This window comes from Streptococcus infantis, from assembly GCF_964243025.1.
Taxonomy (GTDB): domain Bacteria; phylum Bacillota; class Bacilli; order Lactobacillales; family Streptococcaceae; genus Streptococcus; species Streptococcus infantis_N.
On record NZ_CAXTDJ010000003.1, the window covers coordinates 44,741 to 67,395 of the forward strand.

General features: G+C 37.2%; 20 protein-coding genes and 2 pseudogenes. 6 read left to right on the plus strand and 16 right to left on the minus strand.

Features of this window, described 5'->3' with window-relative positions:
• Positions 1-321 precede the first annotated feature (321 nt).
• The 7 genes from ACESNQ_RS04140 to ACESNQ_RS04170 form a co-directional block, all read right to left on the minus strand.
• Positions 322-738 carry a hypothetical protein gene (locus tag ACESNQ_RS04140; RefSeq protein WP_373075229.1) on the minus strand — a complete coding sequence of 139 codons (417 nt, stop codon included), beginning with the start codon at positions 736-738 and terminating at the stop codon, positions 322-324.
• 198 nt (positions 739-936) lie between these two features.
• Entirely contained in the window at positions 937-1,068 is a 132-nt protein-coding gene (locus ACESNQ_RS04145; protein ID WP_373075231.1) for an Imm70 family immunity protein, read from the minus strand.
• Between the two features lie 1,301 nt (positions 1,069-2,369).
• The gene (locus ACESNQ_RS04150; RefSeq protein WP_373075233.1) at positions 2,370-3,128 is read right to left on the minus strand and encodes a hypothetical protein; all 759 of its coding nucleotides are present in this window, start codon (positions 3,126-3,128) and stop codon (positions 2,370-2,372) included.
• A 52-nt stretch (positions 3,129-3,180) separates the two neighbouring features.
• Entirely contained in the window at positions 3,181-4,305 is a 1,125-nt protein-coding gene (locus ACESNQ_RS04155; protein ID WP_373075235.1) for an AAA family ATPase, read from the minus strand.
• A complete protein-coding gene (locus ACESNQ_RS04160) occupies positions 4,305-5,063 on the minus strand; it encodes a DUF6414 family protein (protein ID WP_106100271.1) in 759 nt (252 codons plus the stop codon). Before ACESNQ_RS04160 ends, ACESNQ_RS04155 begins: the two co-directional genes overlap by 1 nt.
• A 431-nt stretch (positions 5,064-5,494) precedes the next feature.
• Positions 5,495-6,133, minus strand: coding sequence for a PBECR4 domain-containing protein (locus ACESNQ_RS04165; RefSeq protein ID WP_373075237.1), 639 nt, complete (start codon positions 6,131-6,133; stop codon positions 5,495-5,497).
• A 278-nt stretch (positions 6,134-6,411) separates the two neighbouring features.
• On the minus strand, positions 6,412-6,858 hold the full coding sequence (locus tag ACESNQ_RS04170; RefSeq protein WP_373075239.1) for a hypothetical protein: 447 nt from the start codon (positions 6,856-6,858) through the stop codon (positions 6,412-6,414).
• 213 nt (positions 6,859-7,071) lie between these two features.
• Here ACESNQ_RS04170 and ACESNQ_RS04175 point away from each other — a divergent pair, with 213 nt between their 5' ends.
• The 5 genes and pseudogenes from ACESNQ_RS04175 to ACESNQ_RS04195 all read left to right on the plus strand — a co-directional run bounded on the left by ACESNQ_RS04175 (position 7,072) and on the right by ACESNQ_RS04195 (position 11,553).
• Positions 7,072-7,446 (plus strand): hypothetical protein, encoded by a 375-nt coding sequence (locus tag ACESNQ_RS04175; protein ID WP_373075241.1) that lies wholly within the window; start codon positions 7,072-7,074, stop codon positions 7,444-7,446.
• Between the two features lie 18 nt (positions 7,447-7,464).
• The gene (locus tag ACESNQ_RS04180) at positions 7,465-8,844 is read left to right on the plus strand and encodes a P-loop NTPase family protein (protein WP_373075243.1); all 1,380 of its coding nucleotides are present in this window, start codon (positions 7,465-7,467) and stop codon (positions 8,842-8,844) included.
• Positions 8,845-9,101: 257 nt separating this feature from the next.
• Positions 9,102-9,956, plus strand: a complete 855-nt coding sequence (locus ACESNQ_RS04185) for a rolling circle replication-associated protein (protein WP_373075245.1) — start codon at positions 9,102-9,104, stop codon at positions 9,954-9,956.
• A gap of 48 nt (positions 9,957-10,004) precedes the next feature.
• Positions 10,005-10,267 (plus strand): annotated as a pseudogene (locus ACESNQ_RS04190) (helix-turn-helix domain-containing protein).
• Positions 10,268-10,334: 67 nt separating this feature from the next.
• Positions 10,335-11,553: pseudogene (locus ACESNQ_RS04195) on the plus strand (tyrosine-type recombinase/integrase).
• A 110-nt stretch (positions 11,554-11,663) separates the two neighbouring features.
• Here ACESNQ_RS04195 and rpsI read toward each other — a convergent pair.
• The 8 genes from rpsI to pbp2b form a co-directional block, all read right to left on the minus strand.
• Positions 11,664-12,056: a 30S ribosomal protein S9 gene (rpsI, locus tag ACESNQ_RS04200; protein WP_000075969.1), complete on the minus strand. Its 393-nt coding sequence runs from the start codon at positions 12,054-12,056 to the stop codon at positions 11,664-11,666.
• Between the two features lie 18 nt (positions 12,057-12,074).
• Positions 12,075-12,521: a 50S ribosomal protein L13 gene (rplM, locus tag ACESNQ_RS04205; RefSeq protein WP_001044622.1), complete on the minus strand. Its 447-nt coding sequence runs from the start codon at positions 12,519-12,521 to the stop codon at positions 12,075-12,077.
• Positions 12,522-12,679: 158 nt separating this feature from the next.
• On the minus strand, positions 12,680-13,387 hold the full coding sequence (locus tag ACESNQ_RS04210) for a YwaF family protein (RefSeq protein WP_373075248.1): 708 nt from the start codon (positions 13,385-13,387) through the stop codon (positions 12,680-12,682).
• Positions 13,388-13,509: 122 nt separating this feature from the next.
• The gene (locus tag ACESNQ_RS04215) at positions 13,510-14,121 is read right to left on the minus strand and encodes an NUDIX hydrolase (protein ID WP_075565877.1); all 612 of its coding nucleotides are present in this window, start codon (positions 14,119-14,121) and stop codon (positions 13,510-13,512) included.
• Positions 14,108-15,481, minus strand: coding sequence for a UDP-N-acetylmuramoyl-tripeptide--D-alanyl-D-alanine ligase (locus ACESNQ_RS04220; RefSeq protein WP_373075250.1), 1,374 nt, complete (start codon positions 15,479-15,481; stop codon positions 14,108-14,110). Before ACESNQ_RS04220 ends, ACESNQ_RS04215 begins: the two co-directional genes overlap by 14 nt.
• Before the next feature lie 53 nt (positions 15,482-15,534).
• Complete coding sequence (locus tag ACESNQ_RS04225) at positions 15,535-16,578, minus strand: D-alanine--D-alanine ligase (RefSeq protein WP_373075252.1); 1,044 nt, start codon at positions 16,576-16,578, stop codon at positions 15,535-15,537.
• Positions 16,579-16,744: 166 nt separating this feature from the next.
• Entirely contained in the window at positions 16,745-17,341 is a 597-nt protein-coding gene (gene recR / locus ACESNQ_RS04230; protein ID WP_074324556.1) for a recombination mediator RecR, read from the minus strand.
• 10 nt (positions 17,342-17,351) lie between these two features.
• Positions 17,352-19,394 carry a penicillin-binding protein PBP2B gene (gene pbp2b / locus ACESNQ_RS04235; RefSeq protein WP_373075255.1) on the minus strand — a complete coding sequence of 681 codons (2,043 nt, stop codon included), beginning with the start codon at positions 19,392-19,394 and terminating at the stop codon, positions 17,352-17,354.
• Positions 19,395-19,586: 192 nt separating this feature from the next.
• On the opposite strand from pbp2b, the gene ACESNQ_RS04240 reads away from it, so the two are divergent.
• The gene (locus ACESNQ_RS04240) at positions 19,587-20,438 is read left to right on the plus strand and encodes a MurR/RpiR family transcriptional regulator (protein ID WP_373075257.1); all 852 of its coding nucleotides are present in this window, start codon (positions 19,587-19,589) and stop codon (positions 20,436-20,438) included.
• Between the two features lie 111 nt (positions 20,439-20,549).
• On the opposite strand, the gene ACESNQ_RS04245 is transcribed toward ACESNQ_RS04240, so the two are convergent.
• On the minus strand, positions 20,550-22,655 hold a 2,106-nt coding region (locus ACESNQ_RS04245; RefSeq protein ID WP_373075259.1), incomplete at its 5' end, for a G5 domain-containing protein.

A 22,655-nucleotide genomic window follows, 5' to 3' on the forward strand; every position in this document is an offset into this window, starting at 1 on the left:
TGGTGTGAACCATGAAGTGTTTCGTCATCTCCTGCATCTATTTCTGAGCACATTATGATTGTATCAAAGTCATTCGTGTGATTTCAAATTGTTTTATAATACAACATTCAGTCCCCCTAATTCCCCAACTATCTATCCAGTCAAAATCATCTCTCTTTAGATACCACCCATAACATGGACTAAGTAAGTCTTTAGTTTAATTTCAACTCGTATTCTCCAAATCTTCCGTGATAATGTCTATCTACAATTCTTTCATCTGTCACACGGCCCAGGACATAGGTTACTAAGATTTATTCCGATAGCTACTTTTAAACTGAAGGTTTAATGGCTCCCACCTACTAGGCTAGTAAACCAATCATCATAAAATTGTTTCTGTTCTGCGACACTGACACAGTTTAAGTTTGGTTTATCTTGGTCAAAAATCTCATAAACATTGTTTAAACTGGCTTGTTTTCCCATTTCCAAGAAATAGGCTTTTTCTCCTCCAAAATTCATCTGCATCGGAGATGGAAATACACACCTGTCAGCTCCATTACATTGTAGAATCCCGCCTTCTTTCTCCAAATCCAGACGATAGTTCGTAAGCGCCTCAAAGAAAGAGTCGGCTTCATAGCGTTCAAAACCCGAATCTCTATCAACATCAAGAATACATAATTCTTCGCTATCTCTAATAAAAATCTGACAAGTTTCTATTCTATTCTCATCCTTATAATAAATTGGCAATAAAACGACTCTCATTTCCCACCTCTGCTGATTTTTTGTAAAATCTTTTACTTTAAATTTTTCACGATTTCGAGCATCCGTCTCATAACTTAGTTCTGCACAAGCAAGAAAATCTACAAGCTAGAAATCTCAACACTTTTCCCAATAGAAATTGCATGTTCAAAGCCCAAAATATTATCATAAGACGATAATTTGCTAAACTATACTCTGTAGTTAGAGTAGACAATTCTTTAAATAATATACTGAAACTCTCCCCTGATACAACTCGTTCATAAGGATTGGATAACAACTACACCAATTTGAATTTTCAAGATGTATAAAAACAATTGAAAAAAAGGAATTCAAAATCCAATTGTCTAACAGAACAAGCTAACCTTTAAGACAAGTGATATCGTAATCCCCCATAAATGTATTCCAACAGAGGATCAGTTATTCTAAGCTATTATAGCATTCTTTCGAGTAAAGTTGTATGGGTTTTCTAAAATTCATCAAAAAAACACCCCATGGTGTGGACCATGAAGCGTTTCGAAATGTTGACAGTATCGTATTGATTAACGTTTTGAGACAACTGACTTTGTCAGGTTGCAGCCACATTTGTAAGCGACTAAAGTCGCAACAACTGCGTCAATTGCGCTAATTTAGTAAGAACGTACAAAAAAAAGGTGTTCTTTGTAAGTATAGTCATTCTTTCGAAGAACGTTTACTAAATTGTGATGCTTTACGAGCTTTCTTAAGACCTAGTTTGGAAAGTATTGTTTTCACTTGAACTAAAAAGAGCGAAATATCAAGGCTTTTCAGAACTATATCTACTGATTAATTTCATAAAATATGAATAAGTTTAAGTGAAATAGGGGAATAGGTTAGGTCCGTTTCAAGTATCACCTAGTTACAAAAATTTGGGGTGAACAGAAAAAGCACCCCGTATTTTTGATACGAGATGCTTTCAATAAGTGTAAATAAGTTTTAACGTTTACTAAATTGTGATGCTTTACGAGCTTTTTTCAAGCCTGGTTTGACAAGGTTTTGTTTTTATTTATTTTAGTGTAGCATGATACCAACATCTTTTGACCTTCTATTACAATATTTAATAAAAAAATTGAATAAGTTGAACTAAAAAAGAGAAAGTTTCTCCTTCTGTTATTATCAATATCTTGCTTTTGGACTAGAAAGTTAAGTAGTTATGCGGAAACTGAGTCATAGGAATAAATCTTTTTCTAGTAATGTTTCGCAACTCTACTATAACGTATTTATTCCTTTTGGTGTTTACACAACTTATTTTACACTACCTCACTTTGTCATTCAAACTAAACATGGTATAATAGTTAAGATTTTTACACTACTCATTTCTGGGCAGAAGTGGGCAGTAAAATTTAAGAAACAGGGGCTAAACCCTTGGTATGAAAGGAATCTATAAAATATTATGGTGAACATGCAAAACTTGTTCCAAGATTTTTTTAGACTTGTTAACGCCAGAAATATTGATTTAAAGCCTTTCTTGATTCCCAAAATTAAACTAAAATGACCTGAAATCATTTCAATAAGGCTAAAAATAGACTATGCAGTATCTTCTATACAATCAAAAATGCTTCACTTAATTAGTGAGGCATTTTTGATTAATATTCACTGTAAAGGTCTATTTATTTAACTCAAGAGATGATGATATTATTTTCAGAAAGATATTTTTCACACTTTTTAAACTGATTATAGTAATGTTGCAAATCCACCGCTCCTTTATTTAATGCATCTACCCTATCAATAACTTGAAGATCATAGTTTCCATTTTCATTTTTTAAATAAACAAGCAATAATAATTTATAAGAACCATCTACACCTTCGAATAAACAAAAAATAAAATGAGATTGATTTTCATTTGGATTATTCGAAATGAACGAATTGGGAGCAATACAATTATTATAATGTAGCCTGGCTGGATTGAAAAAATTACTATTTTCATTAAGATGGATATGAACTGCATTAAATGAAAAATAGTTATCATCTATTGTATCATTTTTTACATCATTATTTTTAATATAAGGTGTGAATATGTAAGTAGACTTTATGGTTCCTGAATTTTCATATATTCTTAGCTTAGGTACCTCAATCTCCTTTTTCTCACCATTGAATTCAGCTTTTACTTCTGACATCTCCTCTTTTTTATAGGAGATGGATAATTTAGCTCTTCTATCTGTTTTTAAAACATTAATTCTTTCTATATATACAGTAATAATACTGATAAGAAATGCCAAAAATGCAATCGGTTCACTTATGACTTGCTGATAAACATAAGAAACGATATCAATAAATATTTTAACAACTGTAGATTGTCTAAATATGTAGACCAATAAACATATAGTTAACCAAAACCAAATCGTTTTATAAAAAGTTAGTTTTTTCAATTTTTTCATTTTAAATTCTCCACTCCATAATCTTTATCGTTCTCTAAAATTATTATCCTAATCAGTTTGATTTACCATTTATTATGACCTCCAATAATTCATCCGCAACAACATCTTCAACGTACTTCCTTATTGCTCTAACATTAGGGAGGGTGTTTAGATGCGATTCAATACAAGCTAATATCTTGTCCTCATCTAGATATTCCTGATACCTTTCATCTATATATTCAGAGCTAATAATTTTTGAATACGTCAATTTTAAAATTTGCTTTTTCTCATCAATAGATAGTGGAGAAAATTTAACAAAACCATCAAATCGGCTCAATAATGCTATATCAATATTTTTTTCCATTTCTAAACGACTTTTAAAATTAGAAGTGCAAATAATAATTGAGTTACTTAAATCTACTTTATAATTTTGGTCTTCATAAACGCCTTCATCAAACATTTGAAAGAAGGTGCTATGAAAAAATGCAGGAGCTAAAGCAAACTCATCAAGCAAAATAACATTAGATTCTCTGTTTAGTAATGTTTTAGAAAATGAGTCCTCGCTATGGTTTGTTGATTTAAAATATTTTACACTTGATTCACCACCAACCATCGACATTTGTTCTCTAATAAAATTGTTATTTCCATACAGTGTAAATGATAGTTGTTTTGCTGTTTCAGTTTTTCCTATTCCTGGTTCACCATAAAACATTAATACTAGTGGTTTCGCATTCGTACGCACCAACTGAGTAACCAATTTCCTTAATAAACTTTTCTTAGCTTTTTCTTGACCAACTATTTTTTCATTTAAATCTTCAGAAATCCTTTTAAGTTGCTCCTCACTAATTTTTGCAAAAGTACTTTGTTCAATATTTAAAAATTCTGATTTAACTTGTTGCTTTAATGAATTAAAGAATTTTTTAGGGGGATTATGAAGATATATTTCTTCAGTTCCTGAATCATTAAAAATTTTGATTAATAAATCAATATTTTCAAAAACTAGGCTCCCAGAAAGCGAGTAGGTATCCATTCTAAAAATACAATTCTTTTTATCTATTAGAGGTTTTATTATATCAATAATAGTAGAATCTTTAGTCCAATTTATAATAACCTCATTAAATGAAACATAGTTATCTAATTTTGCGACCCTTTCATTAAACTTTTGAACTGGCTCAAAAAAAATATTAAATCTTACCATTACACACCTGCCACTAGAACATCATATATCGGTATTTTCTCATTATTTTGTTCTTCATCAAAGTCAGCTCCTAGTTGTGACTGTCTCTGGTTTGATAATCTATCTATCATTGTATTAAAACTTAAATCAATTGAATCTACTTCTCCAACCTTAATTCCATAAAGTTTGACATCCATCTTGGTTAAGTCACTCAACGTATAATTATTACGTAGACCCGATATATTGAATCTGAAAACACTTTCATTACTCTCGGAACTAATTCCCTTAATTTCATAATATCCAGAAAGTCGGTCCAAAGTTCGTTCAATATTCTTTATTTCAATACCTTTAAAATTATTTTTATCATCATCTGTAATACTATTCATTTTAGTAATATCACTAATCATATCGAGAACAGGAGTGATGTTACGGTAAAAAGCGGGGGAGTCTTTTTCAATAAAAAGTTTAACATTATCTAAACGTTCCACTTTTGAAGAACCTTTTTTATTGGTCGCAAACTTTTTAAAGTTACTTAGCAATGTAGAGGTAATCTGTGATTCTACTACACCGCTTCGTTGATATGAAGCATTTCCAGAGAGTCCTATTTTAAATCGAGTAAAGAAATTCATACCAACCTTTCCCTCGGCATCTACCTCAACCATATTTTCGGACACACGTTTTATGATATCAGATTGTATCCCATTTTGATGTAATTCTAAAAAATCAAAAACAGCTTGCTCATCAAGATAAACAATTTTCCCAGCAAAAAAATCAGCCATTACTTCCTCCTTGTTACTATATATTCAGACTATTTAATAATCATATTATACCAAAATATCAAGTATTACTAAAAAATACTACTATATATCCCTCAATTTAGTAAGAAAATCGAAAAAAGAACACCACGAAAGGTGCTCTTTGTATGTATAGTAATTCTATCGAATTAACGTTTACTAAATTGTGATGCTTTACGAGCTTTCTTAAGACCTGGTTGGAAACACTTTTATTTAAATAAGTTTCAATATCCTCTTAAAATCAATGTTTCCCCACGTTTTCAGAAAGAGCAATTTCGTCTAATTTGAATCAATTTCAGTTGAATGGTGTGAATTTTACCCTAAAAATACACGAATTGAGCTAGATTTTACCAAAAAGTTCACACCATATATAGCAACAATCACTATCAAAAAATAGCTTACTTGATATCAAGAAGCTATTTTTTATTATATAGTATAGTAGTGGTTTCTCCCTGTATTTTTTCAACTTTCACTAAGTTGATAAGAGTTTGACCCATTTCATAATGTTTTGCGGTATTCCCTGCTCTCATTTCGCTCTGTATTTTTTTTCGAAAAACTGAAACTGGGTAGCAAATATCAGTATTCTTAACTTTCTTAGAGGATTTATCAAACAAAAAATAAAATTCTTTATCTCTATATTGAAAATGCAATAAATACTTTGCTTTAATCTTAGAACCTATTTTTTGGGGGTCAAAATAATACAATCCCTTTAAGTTGACACTTATATTATCCAACATTGTATAAATTAGATTCAGAGAAGTTGCCCTAGATAAAAATGCAACTTTGTGCTGAGATGTATCTTTATCTAAATCATAAAAAGTAATATGATTTCCCAAAATTTGGTTATATATCTCCTGAGCTCCCTTGCCATTGAAACACTTGACTTTATCTACCCCTTTAAGTTTGTGCAAACCTATAAGATGATGGAAATTCGGTTCTGTGAAGCTTAATTCGATATATTTATTTGTAGTTTGTCCAGAAATGGTCTGAGTAGTAGTAAATTTGTATCGGGTATCCATCAATGTTCTATAACTAAGAATTAAATTTCTTAACATATTATACCTTTTCTCAAAAAAATAAAGAGGCTATTTACACCTCTTTCTACGATATATTTATTAGTTGTCTGTTTGCGGAAAAACATATAAAACCCAAATAAGCCTATCTGCGAATGACTGACCAAAACAGACCGACCAGTAATTCTTTGGCTACGCTAAAAGCGATAGTTCTTTTCTACGTATATTATTGTATAACATATTCAGCATTTTGTCAAGTCAGAACATAAAAAAGTAAACTTTTCAAATTTTAATAATTTTTTTAAAAATAGAAATAATAATTATTCAACTATTTTCCATTTTTTATAAATTGTAGACTTAGGTAAATCTGAAATTAAATCCGTGTTCAAATGTAGATGACCCCCTGCGTCTGAAAATACCCCCCCAACTCTTGTCAGTTCTCGAATATCTTCAATTGAGACTATCACCGTTTCAAATAATGATATATTCCCCTTGGTAAAATTATAAGCAATACAAGGTTTAAGTGGCTCAGCATTTGATTCTACGAAGTGTATTAATTTAGTCAAAGCTTTTCCATCTGCTTTAAATGTAGGACTTTCTTTATCAGAAAATTGTTTACTTAAACAATAAATTAATAAAGGTTGTTCCCCCTCCATCTCTGCTATTAAATACCCAGACTCATCTGTTAAATCATATCCAGTAAACTCTAACGTTGCTTTAGTAAGACTAAGACAAAGCTCTTTAACTGTTTTTCTAGTTAATTTCATACCAATACCTCCTCAAGTTAAATCTATTATATCATACTTTTACACCCTTTTAGAATCTTTTTTAAAAAAAAGATTCTTTTTTTGTTGACAAGCTTTATTAATTCTGATAAACTAATCTAGAAACAAATAATATATTTTGTTTCTATTTTTAACGCCATAGAAACTATTTCTATAATTTGTTTCTTTATGAATTTTAAGATGGAGGACATCATTATGTCTTTGAAAAATTTAAATTACTTTACTGCATTCAATACATCTCAATTTTTCTTAAGAAAAGAACTTCGCTTCATTTCTGCAACACGTTGGATAGAGAAAACCGATACGGGTTCAGAGGTCGAAAAAGGAGTAAAGGTCTTACTTCTAATTTATAAGGATAACAGTGAGTATCCAAATAGCAAGACGAATCTAGGTGCCCAAATCACAGTGAAAGTTCCTCTAGCTTCGCTCGAAGACTATACTGTTTTTCAGCCAATGGTAACTATATGTGATGTTACAAACATCGAAAAAGCTGTCGTCTATGGTGAATACCGCAATCAACTTAGTTTGACTGCTACAGTAATTGAAGCCGATGAAAACATTGAGTTATAATTTTTGGAGGGTACAAATATGGGTATGTTTTTATTTTTTCTTTTAGTAATTATGCTATTTGCATTTCCAAAATTCAGACACAACTGGCTTCTATCTTATCGATGGATAGAAAAGCAAGAAGCAGGTGGCGATATAATTTGGAAGATTCTTGCCGGTTTGGTGGCAAGTTTTGTAGCTCCTATAATTACAATCTTTATTTCAATTAAGAATCAGTTTAGTGGACCTACTATTGCAACACAATCCACTCAATCTGAACCATCCCCACAAGACAGATACAACACCTTCGCTGCTTGGTTCGATTCTATTTTGATTGCTGACTGGGAGAATGATGAAAGGCTAAAAGAACTTATCTCAGGACGAAATTGGATTAAAAATCACTTGGTCGTCCATTTTCATAATAGGCCTAAACATCAGGAACTAAGTGAGCTCAAAGAACGTTTCAAGTCCTATGGACTAATGGCAGGTTGGGAATTTCAAGATTTAGGAGAGCTTTATCTTCATAATTTTGAGACATCTTCTAAATGGTCAACTCCAGTGATATTTGTAGATAAAATATCAAAGAATCACGAAGTGAGGTTAGCTGAATTAGCCCGTGTTGAACGTGAAAGGGAGCTTGATATTTTGCCAATCTCTTTAATAAATCAGAATAGAGAAAATATCAGAGGGAAGACAAATAGAAATTTCCCACTATGGGCTGACCGAAAAGGAAACTATCAGTTGATTAAACTGAACAGTCATCTGCTCTTAACCGGTTCGACTGGAGCTGGAAAAACAGGAACTTTGACTTATTGGATATGGCTTATTGATAATTTAAAGAATAACCAAGATGAACTCTTTATTCTGGATTACAAACGAGGTAAAGATTGGTATCCGTTCTACACTAGTAAAAATTATGCTTCAGCTGAAGATACTAAAGTGGCGTGGAATAAGCTATATCATCAATTCAAATTATACCAAACTGGAGTAGAGGATATTGGCGATAAAGTCGTCTATATCATCATCGATGAGCTATCAAGCCTCGTTGAGAGCTACACTACTAAAAAAGAACGTGATGATTTTTTAAGACAATTCAAGGATATGCTACGGCTCTCTCGTAGCCTTGGAGCAGGGAGAGGGGGCTACCGCCTTATTGTAGGACTCCAACAGGCTGACTCTACCTATTTCGGAGGAACTGAAGGACGAGGCAACCTTGGAATTCGGGTAGCACTTGGCGGAGTAACTACCGAAGGAGTTCGAATGGTTTTTGAAATCACAGACGAATCAGACAAACCTGAATCATCTCCAGCCGGCAAAGGATTCGCTCAGATTCATGGGGAACCAGTTCGACGTATTATGATACCTTACATTAAAGATAGAGAGCTAGTACTCAATGACATCGCCAAACGATACTCAAACTAGCAAAAGCACCATTTAATTAATGAATTTTGGCTTTATGTCGTGAAAGTCTATTGAACAGTAGGCTGAGAGTTAGTAAACTGATTGGTACGGTGCGGTTGAACTTGGTTCAACCGTACCGATACTGATTAGCTTTCTCCTCTCAGGGTTCCTGCTCTCAATAGAAGCATGAAATAAAAAGAAATTCATTATTTTTTGACGCCTTAACTAGATAAAGCGTCAAACAAGATCACAGAAACATATTTTTATAGGTACAAAGCATGAAGCAAATCGAACATAGTAAGGTAGTAAAGAGTTATGTTTACGGCAATACGGTGGAGATTACTACCGCTAACGGTCAGCAAGAGCAAACTATTAAAGTGATAGAAGGCAAGCGTTACGTAAATCTTGAGACCGGAGAAATTCACGCTATGGATACTTCAAACAATAGTAGGTTAGATAATCTTAAGTCAACAAAGCAAACTATGAAGAAGTTACGGCGAATAATAGCCCATAATTTTACTGGCGGAAAAAATCAGCTTTGGATTACGTTGACTTATCGTGACCATGTTACCGAAACAGCTATAGTTTATAGGGATTTCAAAGCGTTCATTCGTCGCATTCGTAATCAGTTTGGAAAGGTTGATTACATTACGGTCATTGAACCACAAGCTAGTGGAAGGTGGCATTTGCATGTGTTATTAAAGAATGATTCAGAGCTAACAATTCCTAACAATGACCTTGCTAAAATGTGGGGGCAGGGTTTTACAAAGACCAAAAGGTTACGGAGAGCTGACAGGGTTGGGAATTATTTGATTGCTTATTTATCTAATTTACAGATAGGTGATGATGAGGGGTCACAAAATAAAGCAATTATAAAAGGTGCGCGCCTATACATGTATCCCAAGGGTATCAGAATTTATCGAACTAGCAGAGGAATTGAAAAGCCTTTGGAAATTACAACAACAAAGGGTGAGCTTATAGAAACTTATAAAATTAACAGTCCTCCGACATTTTCACGTACCACAAAACATGAAACTCCTTATGGTGTGAAAGAATATACAACGGAGTTTTACGATAATATAAAAAGTCTGTCAGACACTTTTAGCAGAGCAACTGACAGACCTAAAGAGTAGTGAAAGTACTATCACTACTCCTATTTTACCACAGAATAGGAGAAACTAATGCAAGTTATTCTACCAGATGAACAGATTCATCAAATTCAGGTTTTGATTGCTGACTTACACTCAAGCACGAAATCAAAAATCGGTTGAACAATAGCACTCTTGGAAGTCCATTTTTGAACAAACAGCAAACTTGCGACTATCTAGGAATTTCCAATAACACGCTTGATAGTTGGGTCCGGAAAGGTTTACCTATCATTCGTATTGGAAAAACCGTTCGATTCGATAAAACAGAAATCAATCGCTGGTTACAAAAGCAGTAGAAATTCTATGGTCATTTGTTATAATGTAACCATGGTATTTTCTAGCTCAATTCAAAAGGAGAATACTATGTCTATTACAAAAACTAAAAACGGAACCTATCGCTTACGTGTTTATATTCCTGAGGAGGTTAAATCTTCGCTAGGTATTGATAAGAAAGTGATTTAAAAACGGTTCAAAACAAAGAGTGAAGCAAAAAGATACGAACTAGAACTTCAAAATAAGATTGATAAAATTCTTAGTGGAGGTTCTGCTTCATTGGAGAATAGCGGTTCTATCCTCTTTTCAGATTTCTATCAAAACGTTTGGTGGGAATCCTACAAAGCAGGTCAGACAACTTCTACTGCTAAACCACCTTCTCAAGCAACTATAGTTGGAACAGAAATTGCTTTTAGAAAACACATCTTACCCTTACTTGGGAATTATTCAATAGACTTTCTTAATCAAAATAAACAAGTTATACTAAATCTAATGACTCAAAAGGCTGAAGAATATGCAAATTTCAAAGTTATCAGGAGCTACGTTAACTCTATCTTTGACTGGGCAGAAGAATTAGAGTATATCGAAACTAATCGCCTATCAAAAACGATAAGTCGTATCAAAGCCACTAAGAATATCAAGCTACAGGAATCAAAAAAAGATGAAGATTTATCTCTATCTCAAGAAGAACTTCAAGCATGGTTTACAGCTTTTGAAAAAGATTTAGAGACTGAAAAGATTCTATTCAAAGACTATGTTTTATTCTATACTACTTTCTTCTTGGGAGATAGAAAATCAGAGAGTTACGCTTTGCAATGGAAGCATATCAATACACAGGAACAAGAAATTAAGTTAGTAAAAGCTTTAGATAAATACAAAAATCCAAATTCTACCAAAGGAAACAAGAAGACAACTTTTCGAATTCCTAATGAGTTAACTGACTTGCTTCAGGAATGGAAAAAAACAACAAAAAATTGAACTGGCTAAATTCAATATTATCCAGACTCCAGAACAGTATGTGTTTACGTACATTGATACAAAGGGAAATGTAAACAGTTGTCTCCATGCTGATTATCTTAACAATAAGATGAAATCTGTTAAGCGTCGTCATCCAGAACTTGCACATGCAACCCCTCATAAATTACGACATACAGGAGCCACACTCGCTAAACAAGCTGGAACCTCTATGGAAGCTATTTCTGAAGCACTCACTCATAGTGATACGATTACAACTAAGACTTATGTCAACACTTCAAATGTAATCCCAATGGCTGTTGGGGAAATTGCCTTTCGAAATCTAAAAAAATAATGGTGTGAATTTGGTGTGAAAAGTGGTGTGAATTTTGCTAAAAATCATCAAAAAAACACCCCATGGTGTGAACCATGAAGTGTTTCGAAACGTTGATATAATCGTATTGATTAACGTTTTGAGAATTGTGATGCTTTACGAGCTTTCTTAAGACCTGGTTTCTTACGCTCAACTTTACGTGAGTCACGTGTAAGAAGTCCTGCGCGTTTCAATGAATCGCGGAAGTCTGGGTCTACTTGAAGAAGGGCACGAGCGATACCGTGACGGATAGCTCCTGCTTGACCAGCGTAACCACCACCTACAACGTTAACGAAAACGTCGTATGAACCTACAGTTGAAGTAACTGCGAATGGTTGGTTGATGACCAAACGAAGGTCAGCGTGTGGGATGTACTCTTCAACATCTTTTTTGTTAACAGTGATTTTACCAGTTCCTGGAACAAGGCGAACGCGTGCAACAGCGTTTTTACGACGTCCAGTACCTGCATATTGTGCTTGTGACATACTTTATTGTTCCTTTCCTTAGATAAGTCCTGAAATATCAAGAACTTCTGGTTGTTGTGCAGCGTGAGTGTGCTCAGCTCCAACGAATACTTTCAATTTCATACCTTGAGCACGGCCAAGAGTATTGTGTGGAAGCATACCTTTAACTGATTTCTCGATCAAACGAACTGCATTTTTAGAACGAAGTTCACCAGCAGAGATTGATTTCAATCCACCTGGGTGGTTTGAGTGAGTGTAGTAGATCTTATCAGATGCTTTTTTACCAGTCAATTTAACTTTTTCAGCATTGATAACGATTACGAAGTCACCTGTATCAGTGTGTGGTGTGAATGTTGGTTTGTTTTTTCCGCGAAGTACGCTAGCAACAACTGCTGAAAGGCGTCCAAGAGGTACATCAGTTGCGTCAACAACGTACCATTTGCGTTCTACTTGGCCTGGTTTAGCCATGAATGTAGTTTTGTTCATGATTTCTCCTATATGAATGTCGTTTTTGTTTACAGGGCGGATGTTCCGGTCCGCAGGGTATTTGAAAGGTTCCGGGGCCTTACAAATGGGGTAAACAATACCGCCTACTATTGTATCAAAATTCTCAGATAAAAGTCAAGCGGTTGGGAAAATATTTTTTATTTCTGCCAGATTTTCAATCTTCTTTCTGCCTTCTCCTGAGTGATGACTTGAAAACCTTTAGAGAAGAGGAAAATAGCACAAGTCAAAAATAGAGTGACAATAATATAATTAACCACAAGACCATGGTCTCCCACCAATGGTGGTTTTGTCATAAAACCGTAATCTCCACCCGTCAATAAATTGACTATAAAAATCAAACCATTAAGTAAAGAGGTCAGTATAAGAATACCTTTGAAATCCAACAGACGAGCATCGTAGTTGTTTAAAAGATAAATCAAGGAATTTCCAAGAAGGGCTAGATGTCCGAAAATAAAGGACAAAATAACGATGTGTGGGAAAGAGTAAGCGTCTGGTATTGGATAAACAAAGGCTGCAATCGTCCCGAAGGTTCCAAGCAAAGCAAAATACTGTTTGGTTTTTGAAACACCTGGCAGTAGTAGAACTACAAACATGGCTAATCGACAATGATAAAAAGGCAAGCTTTCTGACAGTGGGAACTGATTGATCCAATACCAGCTGTAAAGCGAGATTAACTGTATTGCCTGTATAATCTGGAATAATCGTTGACAAACCTTATTATCACGATAGCGATAAGCAAGATAAATTGTCAAAAACAGTAAGGCAAATGTGCTTGCGTACCAAGTAAATCCAAATTGGGGTGGTTCCGTCGGATGGGTGGTAAATAAAGCATCCCAAACATTCATATAATTTTCCTCATTTTCATATAAGCCATTCTCTTACTTATCTCTATAGATCATAGCTTACATTTATTTCTAATATTTTTGTGTTCCAAAGAAGCTAGTGGCCTTAAGATAAAACAAAGCTTCTAATCAACATATTGTTTCCGCTCACCCTGATAAACTTGCCATAGAATATCCATTTGTTCCTTAGTTATTCTTTTTTCAGATAAGGGAGGGAGAGCCGAAATGTCGAAAAATCCTAATTCAGCAACTTCTTGATTTTCTTGAAAGTCCCCATCCAATAGTCGACAATCAAATACAAACTTGGCATACTGCTTACTCTGCATTTGAAAGCGATTGGTATCAAAAATAGCCAATAAAGAGCCTACTTCTGCAAAAAAGCCTGTTTCTTCCTGAACTTCTTTTCGAATATTTTCCTTAGGGGAATAGCCTACTTCACCAAAGCCTCCAGGTAATGCCCAAGTATCCTCTCCTTGTCCTCTAACCAAACAAATCTTCTGGTCTTGAATAATCCAAGCCCTTACATCCATCAAGGGAGTTGCATAGCTAGCTGTTGGTTTTAAGATCGCAGTCAATTCCTCTTGATTAAGATCCGTAGTCTCCTGCAATACGTTCGATAAAATCTGACGTAAATCCTCATAACGTTCACGGTCAAAAGTGTCCTTTGTATAGGTCAAACCAGTATCAGTGATGGCCAACATTCTCTGTATAGCCTTGACAAAATCAGTTGCGCTCATTTTCTAAACTTTCTACTAGCTTAGCTAGATTCATAGAGTTCGAACCTTTAAGCAGAATCTGGTCTTTAGCTCCAAGACTCTCCTTAACTTGCTTGACCATGGCTTCAAACTGGTCTTCCTCAGCTGTTTTCTTGAAGTAGTAAACATGGCCGATTGGGAACATTTGACTAGCTAATTGAGCTAGGTCAGCGATATCTTCACCGTAGAAAATAACAGTATCAAGGACATCTGGTGACAGGCTCAAAATCATTTGATTATGAAGTTGAACAGACTGGTCTCCAAGTTCTTTCATATCCGCCAGAACTGCTATTTTCTTACCACCTTCATTTGCTGGGATAGCAGAGAAAGTTTCTAAAATCAACTTCATGGCTGTTGGGTTGGCATTGTAGACATCTGATAAGATGTCTGCACCGTTGGCAGCCTTTTTCCACTCGGTACGATTGCGGGTCAACTCTAGATTCTGGAAGGCTTGACCTATCTGCTCTTCAGTCACTCCTTCTTGCAGGGCAACGTAAGAAGCAATCATAGCATTAGTCGCATTGTACTTACCAGTTACTGGTAAATCAAGGGATTTCTCCAAGAAATTAGCCTTGAAAGTCAAGCTATCCTTACGCTCAGTTAATTCTGTAATTTCGAGTTCTGCACCCGGACCAAAACGAACTACTTTTTGGTCAGCAGGTAGATAATCCTCTACAATGGGATCAGCTGGCGCCAAGAGCAAGCTACCTTTCTCCATTCCATCAGCAATCTGTAATTTACCTTTGGCAATCTCAGAACGGTCCTTGAAGAAGGCCAAATGTGCCTCTCCGACCAGAGTCACAATAGCTGTTTTCGGATGAGCCAGTTCAGACAAAAGATGAATATCTCCCAAGTGATCCTGTCCCATTTCCAAGACTAACTTCTCAGTGTCATCTGGCATATGGAGAACTGTATAAGGTAGTCCAATCTCGTTATTGTAATTTCCTTGCGTTTTGTAGGTTTTGTAGCTTGTAGAAAGTAAATGCGCCAACATATCCTTGGTAGTGGTTTTACCGTTCGAACCTGTAACAGCAAAGACATCTACTCCTGTCTTTTGAAGGTAATAAGCTGCAAGAGCTTGAAAGGCTGTCAAAACATCCTCTACTAAAATGTAAGGATAATCTGCTACTTCCTTCTCTGACAAGGTTACAACAGCGCCGTTTTCAAAAGCCGTCTCGATAAAGTCATGACCATCACGCGCCCCCTTGAGTGGCACAAATAGATCACCAGGCCCAATCAAACGACTATCAAACTCTGCCTTAACTAGTGGACTGTCCGCATAGCCTGTCACATCATTTTTTGCACCGACAACACGCGCAACTTCGTGAATCGTAAGTTTCATGTTTACTCCTTTAAAAAGGGGCAGGGAGTCTTGCCCCGCCCTTATAGCTATCTTTACAACAGGTGCGCTTCACGCTTGTTAAAACTTTCTTTAGCAAGCTCCACCAAACGCTCGATTAGTTCTGGATAGCTAATCCCCATATTGTCCCAGAGCAAGGGATACATAGACCACTGGGTAAATCCTGGCATGGTATTGAGCTCATTTAGGAAAACTTCTCCCTTATCTGTATAGAAGAAGTCACAACGTGAGAGACCAAGCCCGCCAATAGCACGGAAGGCAGCTTCTGCATTTTTACGCATGACTGCCACTACATCATCACTAATCTTGGCTGGAATATCCATCGTAATCTTGTTATCGATGTATTTCGCTTCGTAGTCATAGAAGGCTACGTCCTTGACAACTTCACCAGGTAGAGTGCTCTTGACATCATAGTTTCCTAAAAGTCCAACTTCGATTTCACGCGCATTGACGCCTTGCTCTACCAAGACACGGCTATCATATTTAAAGGCGAGTTCGAGAGCTTGATGGAGTTCCTCTTTATTTTCAGACTTAGAAATACCAACACTAGAACCCATATTAGATGGTTTGGTAAAGACTGGATACCTTAATTTTTCTTCAACTTCTGCGATCTTAGAAGCTAAGTCATCCCCTTCAACAATGGCTACGTAAGGGACTTGGGCAATCCCAGCAGATTCCAAGACACGTTTAGTCGTGATTTTGTCCATAGCAAGGCTTGAGGACAAGATGTTGCAACCGACATAAGGTATTTTCAAGACTTCTAGGAAACCTTGAACGGAACCGTCTTCTCCCATAGGTCCATGAAGAACTGGAAAAACAACTGCGCCTTCTTCGTAGATGGCACTTGGAGCAATTTTCTTGTCCCAATCAATCGTTTCATTGGTCATGAGACGTTCATCTTGGCCAGGAGTTTGGGTAAATTCTTGGGTTTTGATGAAATCACCAGACTGGCTGATAAAGAAAGTTTTGACTTCAAAACAGTCATAGTTAACCGCACGCATGACACTCTCAGCTGACAATACAGATACTTCACGCTCTGCACTGCGTCCACCATATAATAGAATAATTGTTTGTTTCATATGATTGTCCTATTTCTACTAGAATACTCGCTTTTTAGTATATCACATTTGTTTATTTTTTTAAACTTGAATAGCACAAAAGAGACTGGATTAAAAATAAATCCAGTCTCTTGATTTCTTATATATCGTATCTGCTAGTTAATTGCCTGTTCTATATCCTTACAGACTAAAGTTCTGTACGATTTTCAATAGCTCTTAGGAGCGTTACTTCATCTGCATATTCGATATCAGCTCCTACTGCTAGACCTCTTGCTAGACGAGTAACCTTAATCCCTGCAGGTTTAAGTAGTCGAGAGATATACATGGAGGTCGCCTCACCATCTGCTGTTGCATTGGTGGCTACGATGACCTCAGAAACTTCACTCTCCATGAGGCGAGTCATGAGACTTTTCAGATTGATATCATCAGGACTAATCCCATTCATAGGAGAAATCAAGCCGTGTAAAACATGGTAAAGTCCGTGGTATTCTTGGATATTTTCCATGGCAGCAACATCTCGGCTATCCTCCAGGACCAGAATCGTAGACTGATCACGGCTAGGATCTGTACAGATAGAACAAGGATCCTCATCTGTCAATCGTCCACAAATAGAGCAATAGGTCAATTCTCGCTTGGCTGCAAGAAGATTTTTTGCAAATTCATTGACGTCATCATCCGACATCCCAATGGTATAAAAGGCCAGTCGGGTAGCTGTCTTAATCCCGATACCTGGAAGTTTAGAATAACTGTCAATCAGCTTAGCTATAGGTGTTGGGTAAAGCATGGCTTCCTTTCTAGTTCATTGGATGGTGTTGGTTGTATAGATTGATAATGTCGCGAGCAATCGAAGGTCCGACACCATTAGTTAGATTCGTATTATGCGGGAAAACAACTGCGACTGCAATCTGCGGATTATCGGTTGGCGCATAGGCTACTGCGTTGGTATTGTTGGCTTTTTGGCCGCCGTTAACGTAACTTTCGGCTGTACCGGTTTTTCCGCTGATGGATACTGCTGCCCCATTTGAAAAGGCACGACCTGTCGTAAGAGCACTTGTTCCGTGAGATACTTGGTAAAAGCCTTGTTGCAAGATAGACATGTCAGACTCAGAAATATTAATCTTATTCATTTCTGTGCTGTCCGTTTGCTTAATGAGCTCTCCCAAACCACCTTGTTCGTTGTTGTCGTAGACTCCTTCCACGATATGAGGAGCTAAGCGGACACCATTATTGGCAATAGTCGCCACATACTGAGCTAACTGCATTGGTGTGTAGTTGTCGAACTGTCCAAAAGCATTATTTAGATAGTTGGCCAAATCGTAGTCTTTAGGAATAAACCCTGTTGACTCATCCGGTAGGTCAATTCCTGTAGAAACTCCTAAACCATACTCACCGAAGGTTGAACGAAGTTTTCCCATGGCAGATTCAAGATTGTTGGTTCCTACTGTCATATTAGGCTGATAAGTTTGCCCCATGATTCCAAGAGCAGTTTGGACCATGTAAGTATTGGATGAATACTCCAAGGCCTCAACGGCTGTAATCGGGAAAGAACCATAATAAGGGGTATACCAGGAATTGATAGGCGCAGAACCTTGGAAGACGATTGGTTGATCTGTTAAGGTTTGATTTCCTGACAAGACCCCATTTTCCCAACCTGAACTGATGGTAGCTGCCTTAACGACAGATCCTGGTACGAAGACATTGGTTACTGTACCAAGTGAGTCTGTGGTCAGTTCTCCAGTCTCTACATTGTGCTTCATTCCTGACATGGCTAACACAGCACCTGTCTTAGGATTGAGGGCTACTGCATAGACGCCTTCTGAATATCTGGCTCCACCATTGGCAAGTTCTGAGTTGAAATAACTCTTCAAGAGACTGTCTACGCTATCTTGGAAGGCCAAATCAATGGTTAATTTGATATTTTTACCCTTGCTTCCTTCTTCGATATTTTCTACACTCTCCATGTCTCCGTGCTTGTCCAAATGGATTTCCTTGACAGTACGTTTTCCTTGCAAGACTTCTTCGTATTGCTTTTCAAGATAGGAAGTCCCAACACGGTCATTGAGTGAGTAACCTTTTTTCAAATAAGCATCCACTTCTTCTGCTGGAAGACCAGATTTTTCACTCGAAACACTTCCAACTATAGATGAAAGAGAGGTTTCTAAGACTTTTCGGTCCCATGAAGTAGAGATGGAAATACCTGGTAATTCCTTAGATGCAGAAGCAATCACAGCTACCTGTGTATCGCTCAAAGGATCCGTTTGGATATTTCCTGTCGCAAAATTTTCTACTGCATTGAGCTGACTAAAGATATAGATTGCCTTCTTTTCATCCTCTGAGTAGTTTAATTGACTGGAAGTAATACTCTCAGCAGCGTTGTTATAGAGTTCAGATTCGGAAAGTTGATTGCCATCTGAATCATATCGTTTATCTTTTGGAAGAGCTTCAACTGTCTTCTTATAAACTTCAGCATCAGCCAAGTAATAATCAGCCATTTGACGGTCCGTCAACTCTGGAGAGGTGACTGTGACATAGGTCAACAATTTTTTAGAAATATCCTTCAAATCAGCCGCAGTCATCTTGTTGCTTCGTGTAAAGGAAACAACTTGTTTAACGGTATTTTGGACTAAAGGTTTTCCTGTTGCATCATAAATTTCTCCACGAGCGGAACCCATGGTTACTCGAGTTTGGCTAGCAGAAGCGAGTTTGTTTTCATAAAAATCCTTGTGAAGAACTTGCATATAAAGCAAACGACCAATAATTGCTAAAAAGAGCAAAATGACGATTGCAAATAACAAATTAAGCCGTGTCGGTATCGAGTGGCTATTGAATTTTCTCATACACATCAATCTCATTTCTAATCAAAATCACACTCTTCATTGTACCATAATTTAGGTAGAAAATTATGGAAAAAGAAAAGACTTTTCCTTTTTGGTCCAAAAAGTATTTTCTATGATATAATGGAGGTAAGCGCTATTTTATTTGTTAGATTTGCCAAAGTAATTTTGGCAAATAGCTATAAAAGGAGTTCCATGAATAAGCAAGATATCTCTACGATTATCGACCTTCACTTTGAAGAGATGACCGATTTAGAGCAAGAAATTGCCCGCTATTTTCTGCAGGCAGATACCATAAATGATGACTTATCCTCTCAACAAGTCACGCAAAAACTTCATATTTCCCAGGCAGCACTCACTCGTTTTGCCAAGAAGTGTGGTTTTAAAGGCTATCGAGAATTCATCTTCAAATATCAGCAACAAAAAGATACTCTTTCTGCTCCTCAACAGGATATGAATCCTTTAACTCAGAGAGTCCTTAGAAGTTATGCAAATCTTCGAGAAATTTCTCAAGGATTGATTGACGATGAGCAGCTGGAACGTGTGGCTCAGATGATCGACCAGTCAGAACGTGTATACTTTTTCGGAACAGGGAGTTCTGGTTTGGTGGCACGTGAGATGAAGCTTCGTTTTATGAGACTAGGTGTCGTCTGTGAAGCCTTAACAGATCCAGATGGTTTTGCCTGGACGACTAGTATCATTGATGAAAAATGTTTGGTCTTTGGTTTTTCCCTCTCAGGAACAACACCATCTATCATCGATAGCCTATTAGATGCCCAGGATATGGGAGCTAAGACAGTTCTATTTACAAGTGCACCGAATAAGGATACCCAAGCATTTACAGAAACAGTATTAGTCGCAAGCCAAAGCCAAGCCTCATATATCCAACGAATCTCTGCTCAGCTTCCAATGCTGATTATCATTGATTTACTCTATGCTTATTTCCTAGAAATTGATCGCGAAAGTAAAGAAAAAATCTTTAATAGCTACTGGGAAAATAATCGATTAAATGGTTATCGCAGAAACACAAGAAATAGAAAGCCCTGAAATTGGAAACCATTCAGGGTTTTCTGTTTAAAATATTTTTCCCCACAAAAAGGAGTCCACAATGGGACTCCTTTTTAGTGTTTCAAGATACTTCCTTTAGCGTTCTCTATTCTAGTCCTTCATATCTTTTTTGAAGAAGAATAGCATCATTCCCGAAACAAGAGTGAGGGCAGGCAAGAGAGCTGAACTTACTTCTTCTCCTGTTGCTGGTAACTGTTTGCTTGTAGAATCTGCTGCAGTGCCCTTAGCCTCTGCTAAAGGCTTATCTTCTCCCATAGGTTGTGGAGCAGGAGTTTCTACATTTGCTGGTGCACTTGGTTGAGCTGCATCCTTGTAGACTACCGCATAGACACCTAGGTGTGGAGCTACAAATTCAAGTGCTGAACCTTTCTGTTCAAACTTCACTTCTTGCAATTCTTGATTTGCATTCATAGCATAGACATTGGCTACATCAGACGCCACAGCAACTTGAACAAGGGCTGCACCTTTTAATTGAACAAGTTCGCCTTTCTCATTCTTCAATTGAATTTGATAAGCATCGAAACGGCGACCTTCCAAGACTTGGTTAGCAACCTTATCGACCTCTAGAACAGAACCACCATTGAGATCCCCTTCTCGAGCAATCAATTTCAAGTTTGTTGATGAATCTTTCAAGACCTTCAATGTGCTATCAGTTGATGGACTTTCTTCCTTGGTTCCAACTTCGACGATGCGGTCTTGAGCTTCCTCACGTTCAACCTTAAGAACCTTACGGTTGTCACCATCGACTTCTACATAAGTCGTTACTTGTCCGTCTTTTCCTTCAGAAACGACTTGTTCCTTACCTTTAGCTAAATCAGCATTCTCACGGCGAACAGTCTTGAAGGCGATTGGTTCTTTCTCTACTTTTAGATTTGGTAGATTAAAGTCCAAATTCATAACGCCTTCTGTCGGCATAGCAGTTCCTTCTTGAGTACCGACTTCAACGATGCGGTCTTGAGCTTCCTCACGTTCAACCTTAACAACCTTACGATCGCTTCCGTCAACTTCTACATAGGTCGTTACTTGTCCGTCTTTTCCTTCAGAAACGACTTGTTCCTTACCTTTAGCTAAGAGAGAATTTTCACGACGAATAGTGTTGAAGGCAATCGGATCTGTCGTTACTTCAAGGCTTGGTTGAGTTACACTCAATTCTTTAACACCTTCAGTTGGAAGATTTGAATGTTTTACTTCCTCTTCTGGCTTACTTGGTTCTTCTGGTCTTGCAGGCTCTTCTGGCTTACTTGGCTCCTCTGGTTTCGCAGGCTCTTCTGGCTTACTTGGCTCCTCTGGTTTCGCAGGCTCTTCTGGCTTACTTGGCTCCTCTGGTCTCGCAGGCTCTTCTGGCTTACTTGGCTCCTCTGGTCTCGCAGGCTCTTCTGGTCTTGCAGGCTCTTCTGGAGCTGGTTCCTCTTTTGGTGTAGTCTGAAGATTGTTGATAGATGTCAAAGCGTCTTGCAAGGCCTTATCTACTGCATCCTGAGTTTTGGCTTCTTCAATAGCAGCTAAGGCTTGTTCTGCTAGTTCAACTAGTTTCTTCTTAGCTTCCTTGTCATCACCCAACTCAGCTGTTTTACTTTTAATGGCTTCGGACAAGCTTGCCATAGCTTTATCGTAGTCAAGCTTAGGCTCTACTGGTTTGCTTGGTTCTTCTGGTTTTGCTGGTTCTTCTGGCTTGCTTGGCTCCTCTGGTTTTGATGGCTCCTCTGGTTTTGCTGGCTCTACTGGCTTGCTTGGCTCCTCTGGTTTTGATGGTTCCTCTGGTTTTGCTGGCTCTACTGGCTTGCTTGGCTCCTCTGGTTTTGATGGTTCTTCTGGAGCTGGCTCCTCTTTTGGAGTTGCTTGAAGCTTATTGATGGTTACCAACGCGTCTTGCAAGGCCTTATCTACTGCATCCTGAGTCTTAGCTTCTTGGATGGCTGTCAAGGCTTGCTCTGTTAATGCAACTAGCTTCTTCTTAGCTTCCTTGTCATCACCGAGCTCGGCTGTCTTTCTTTCAATTGCTTCTGTCAGACTTGCCATGGCCTTGTCGTAGTTAGGCTCTTCTGGCTGTTTTGGTTCTTCTGGAGCCGGCTCCTCTTTCGGAGTCGCTTGAAGCTGATTGATAGATGCCAAAGCTGCTTGCAAGGCCTTATCTACTGCATCCTGAGTCTTAGCTTCTTGGATGGCTGTCAAGGCTTGCTCTGTTAATGCAACTAG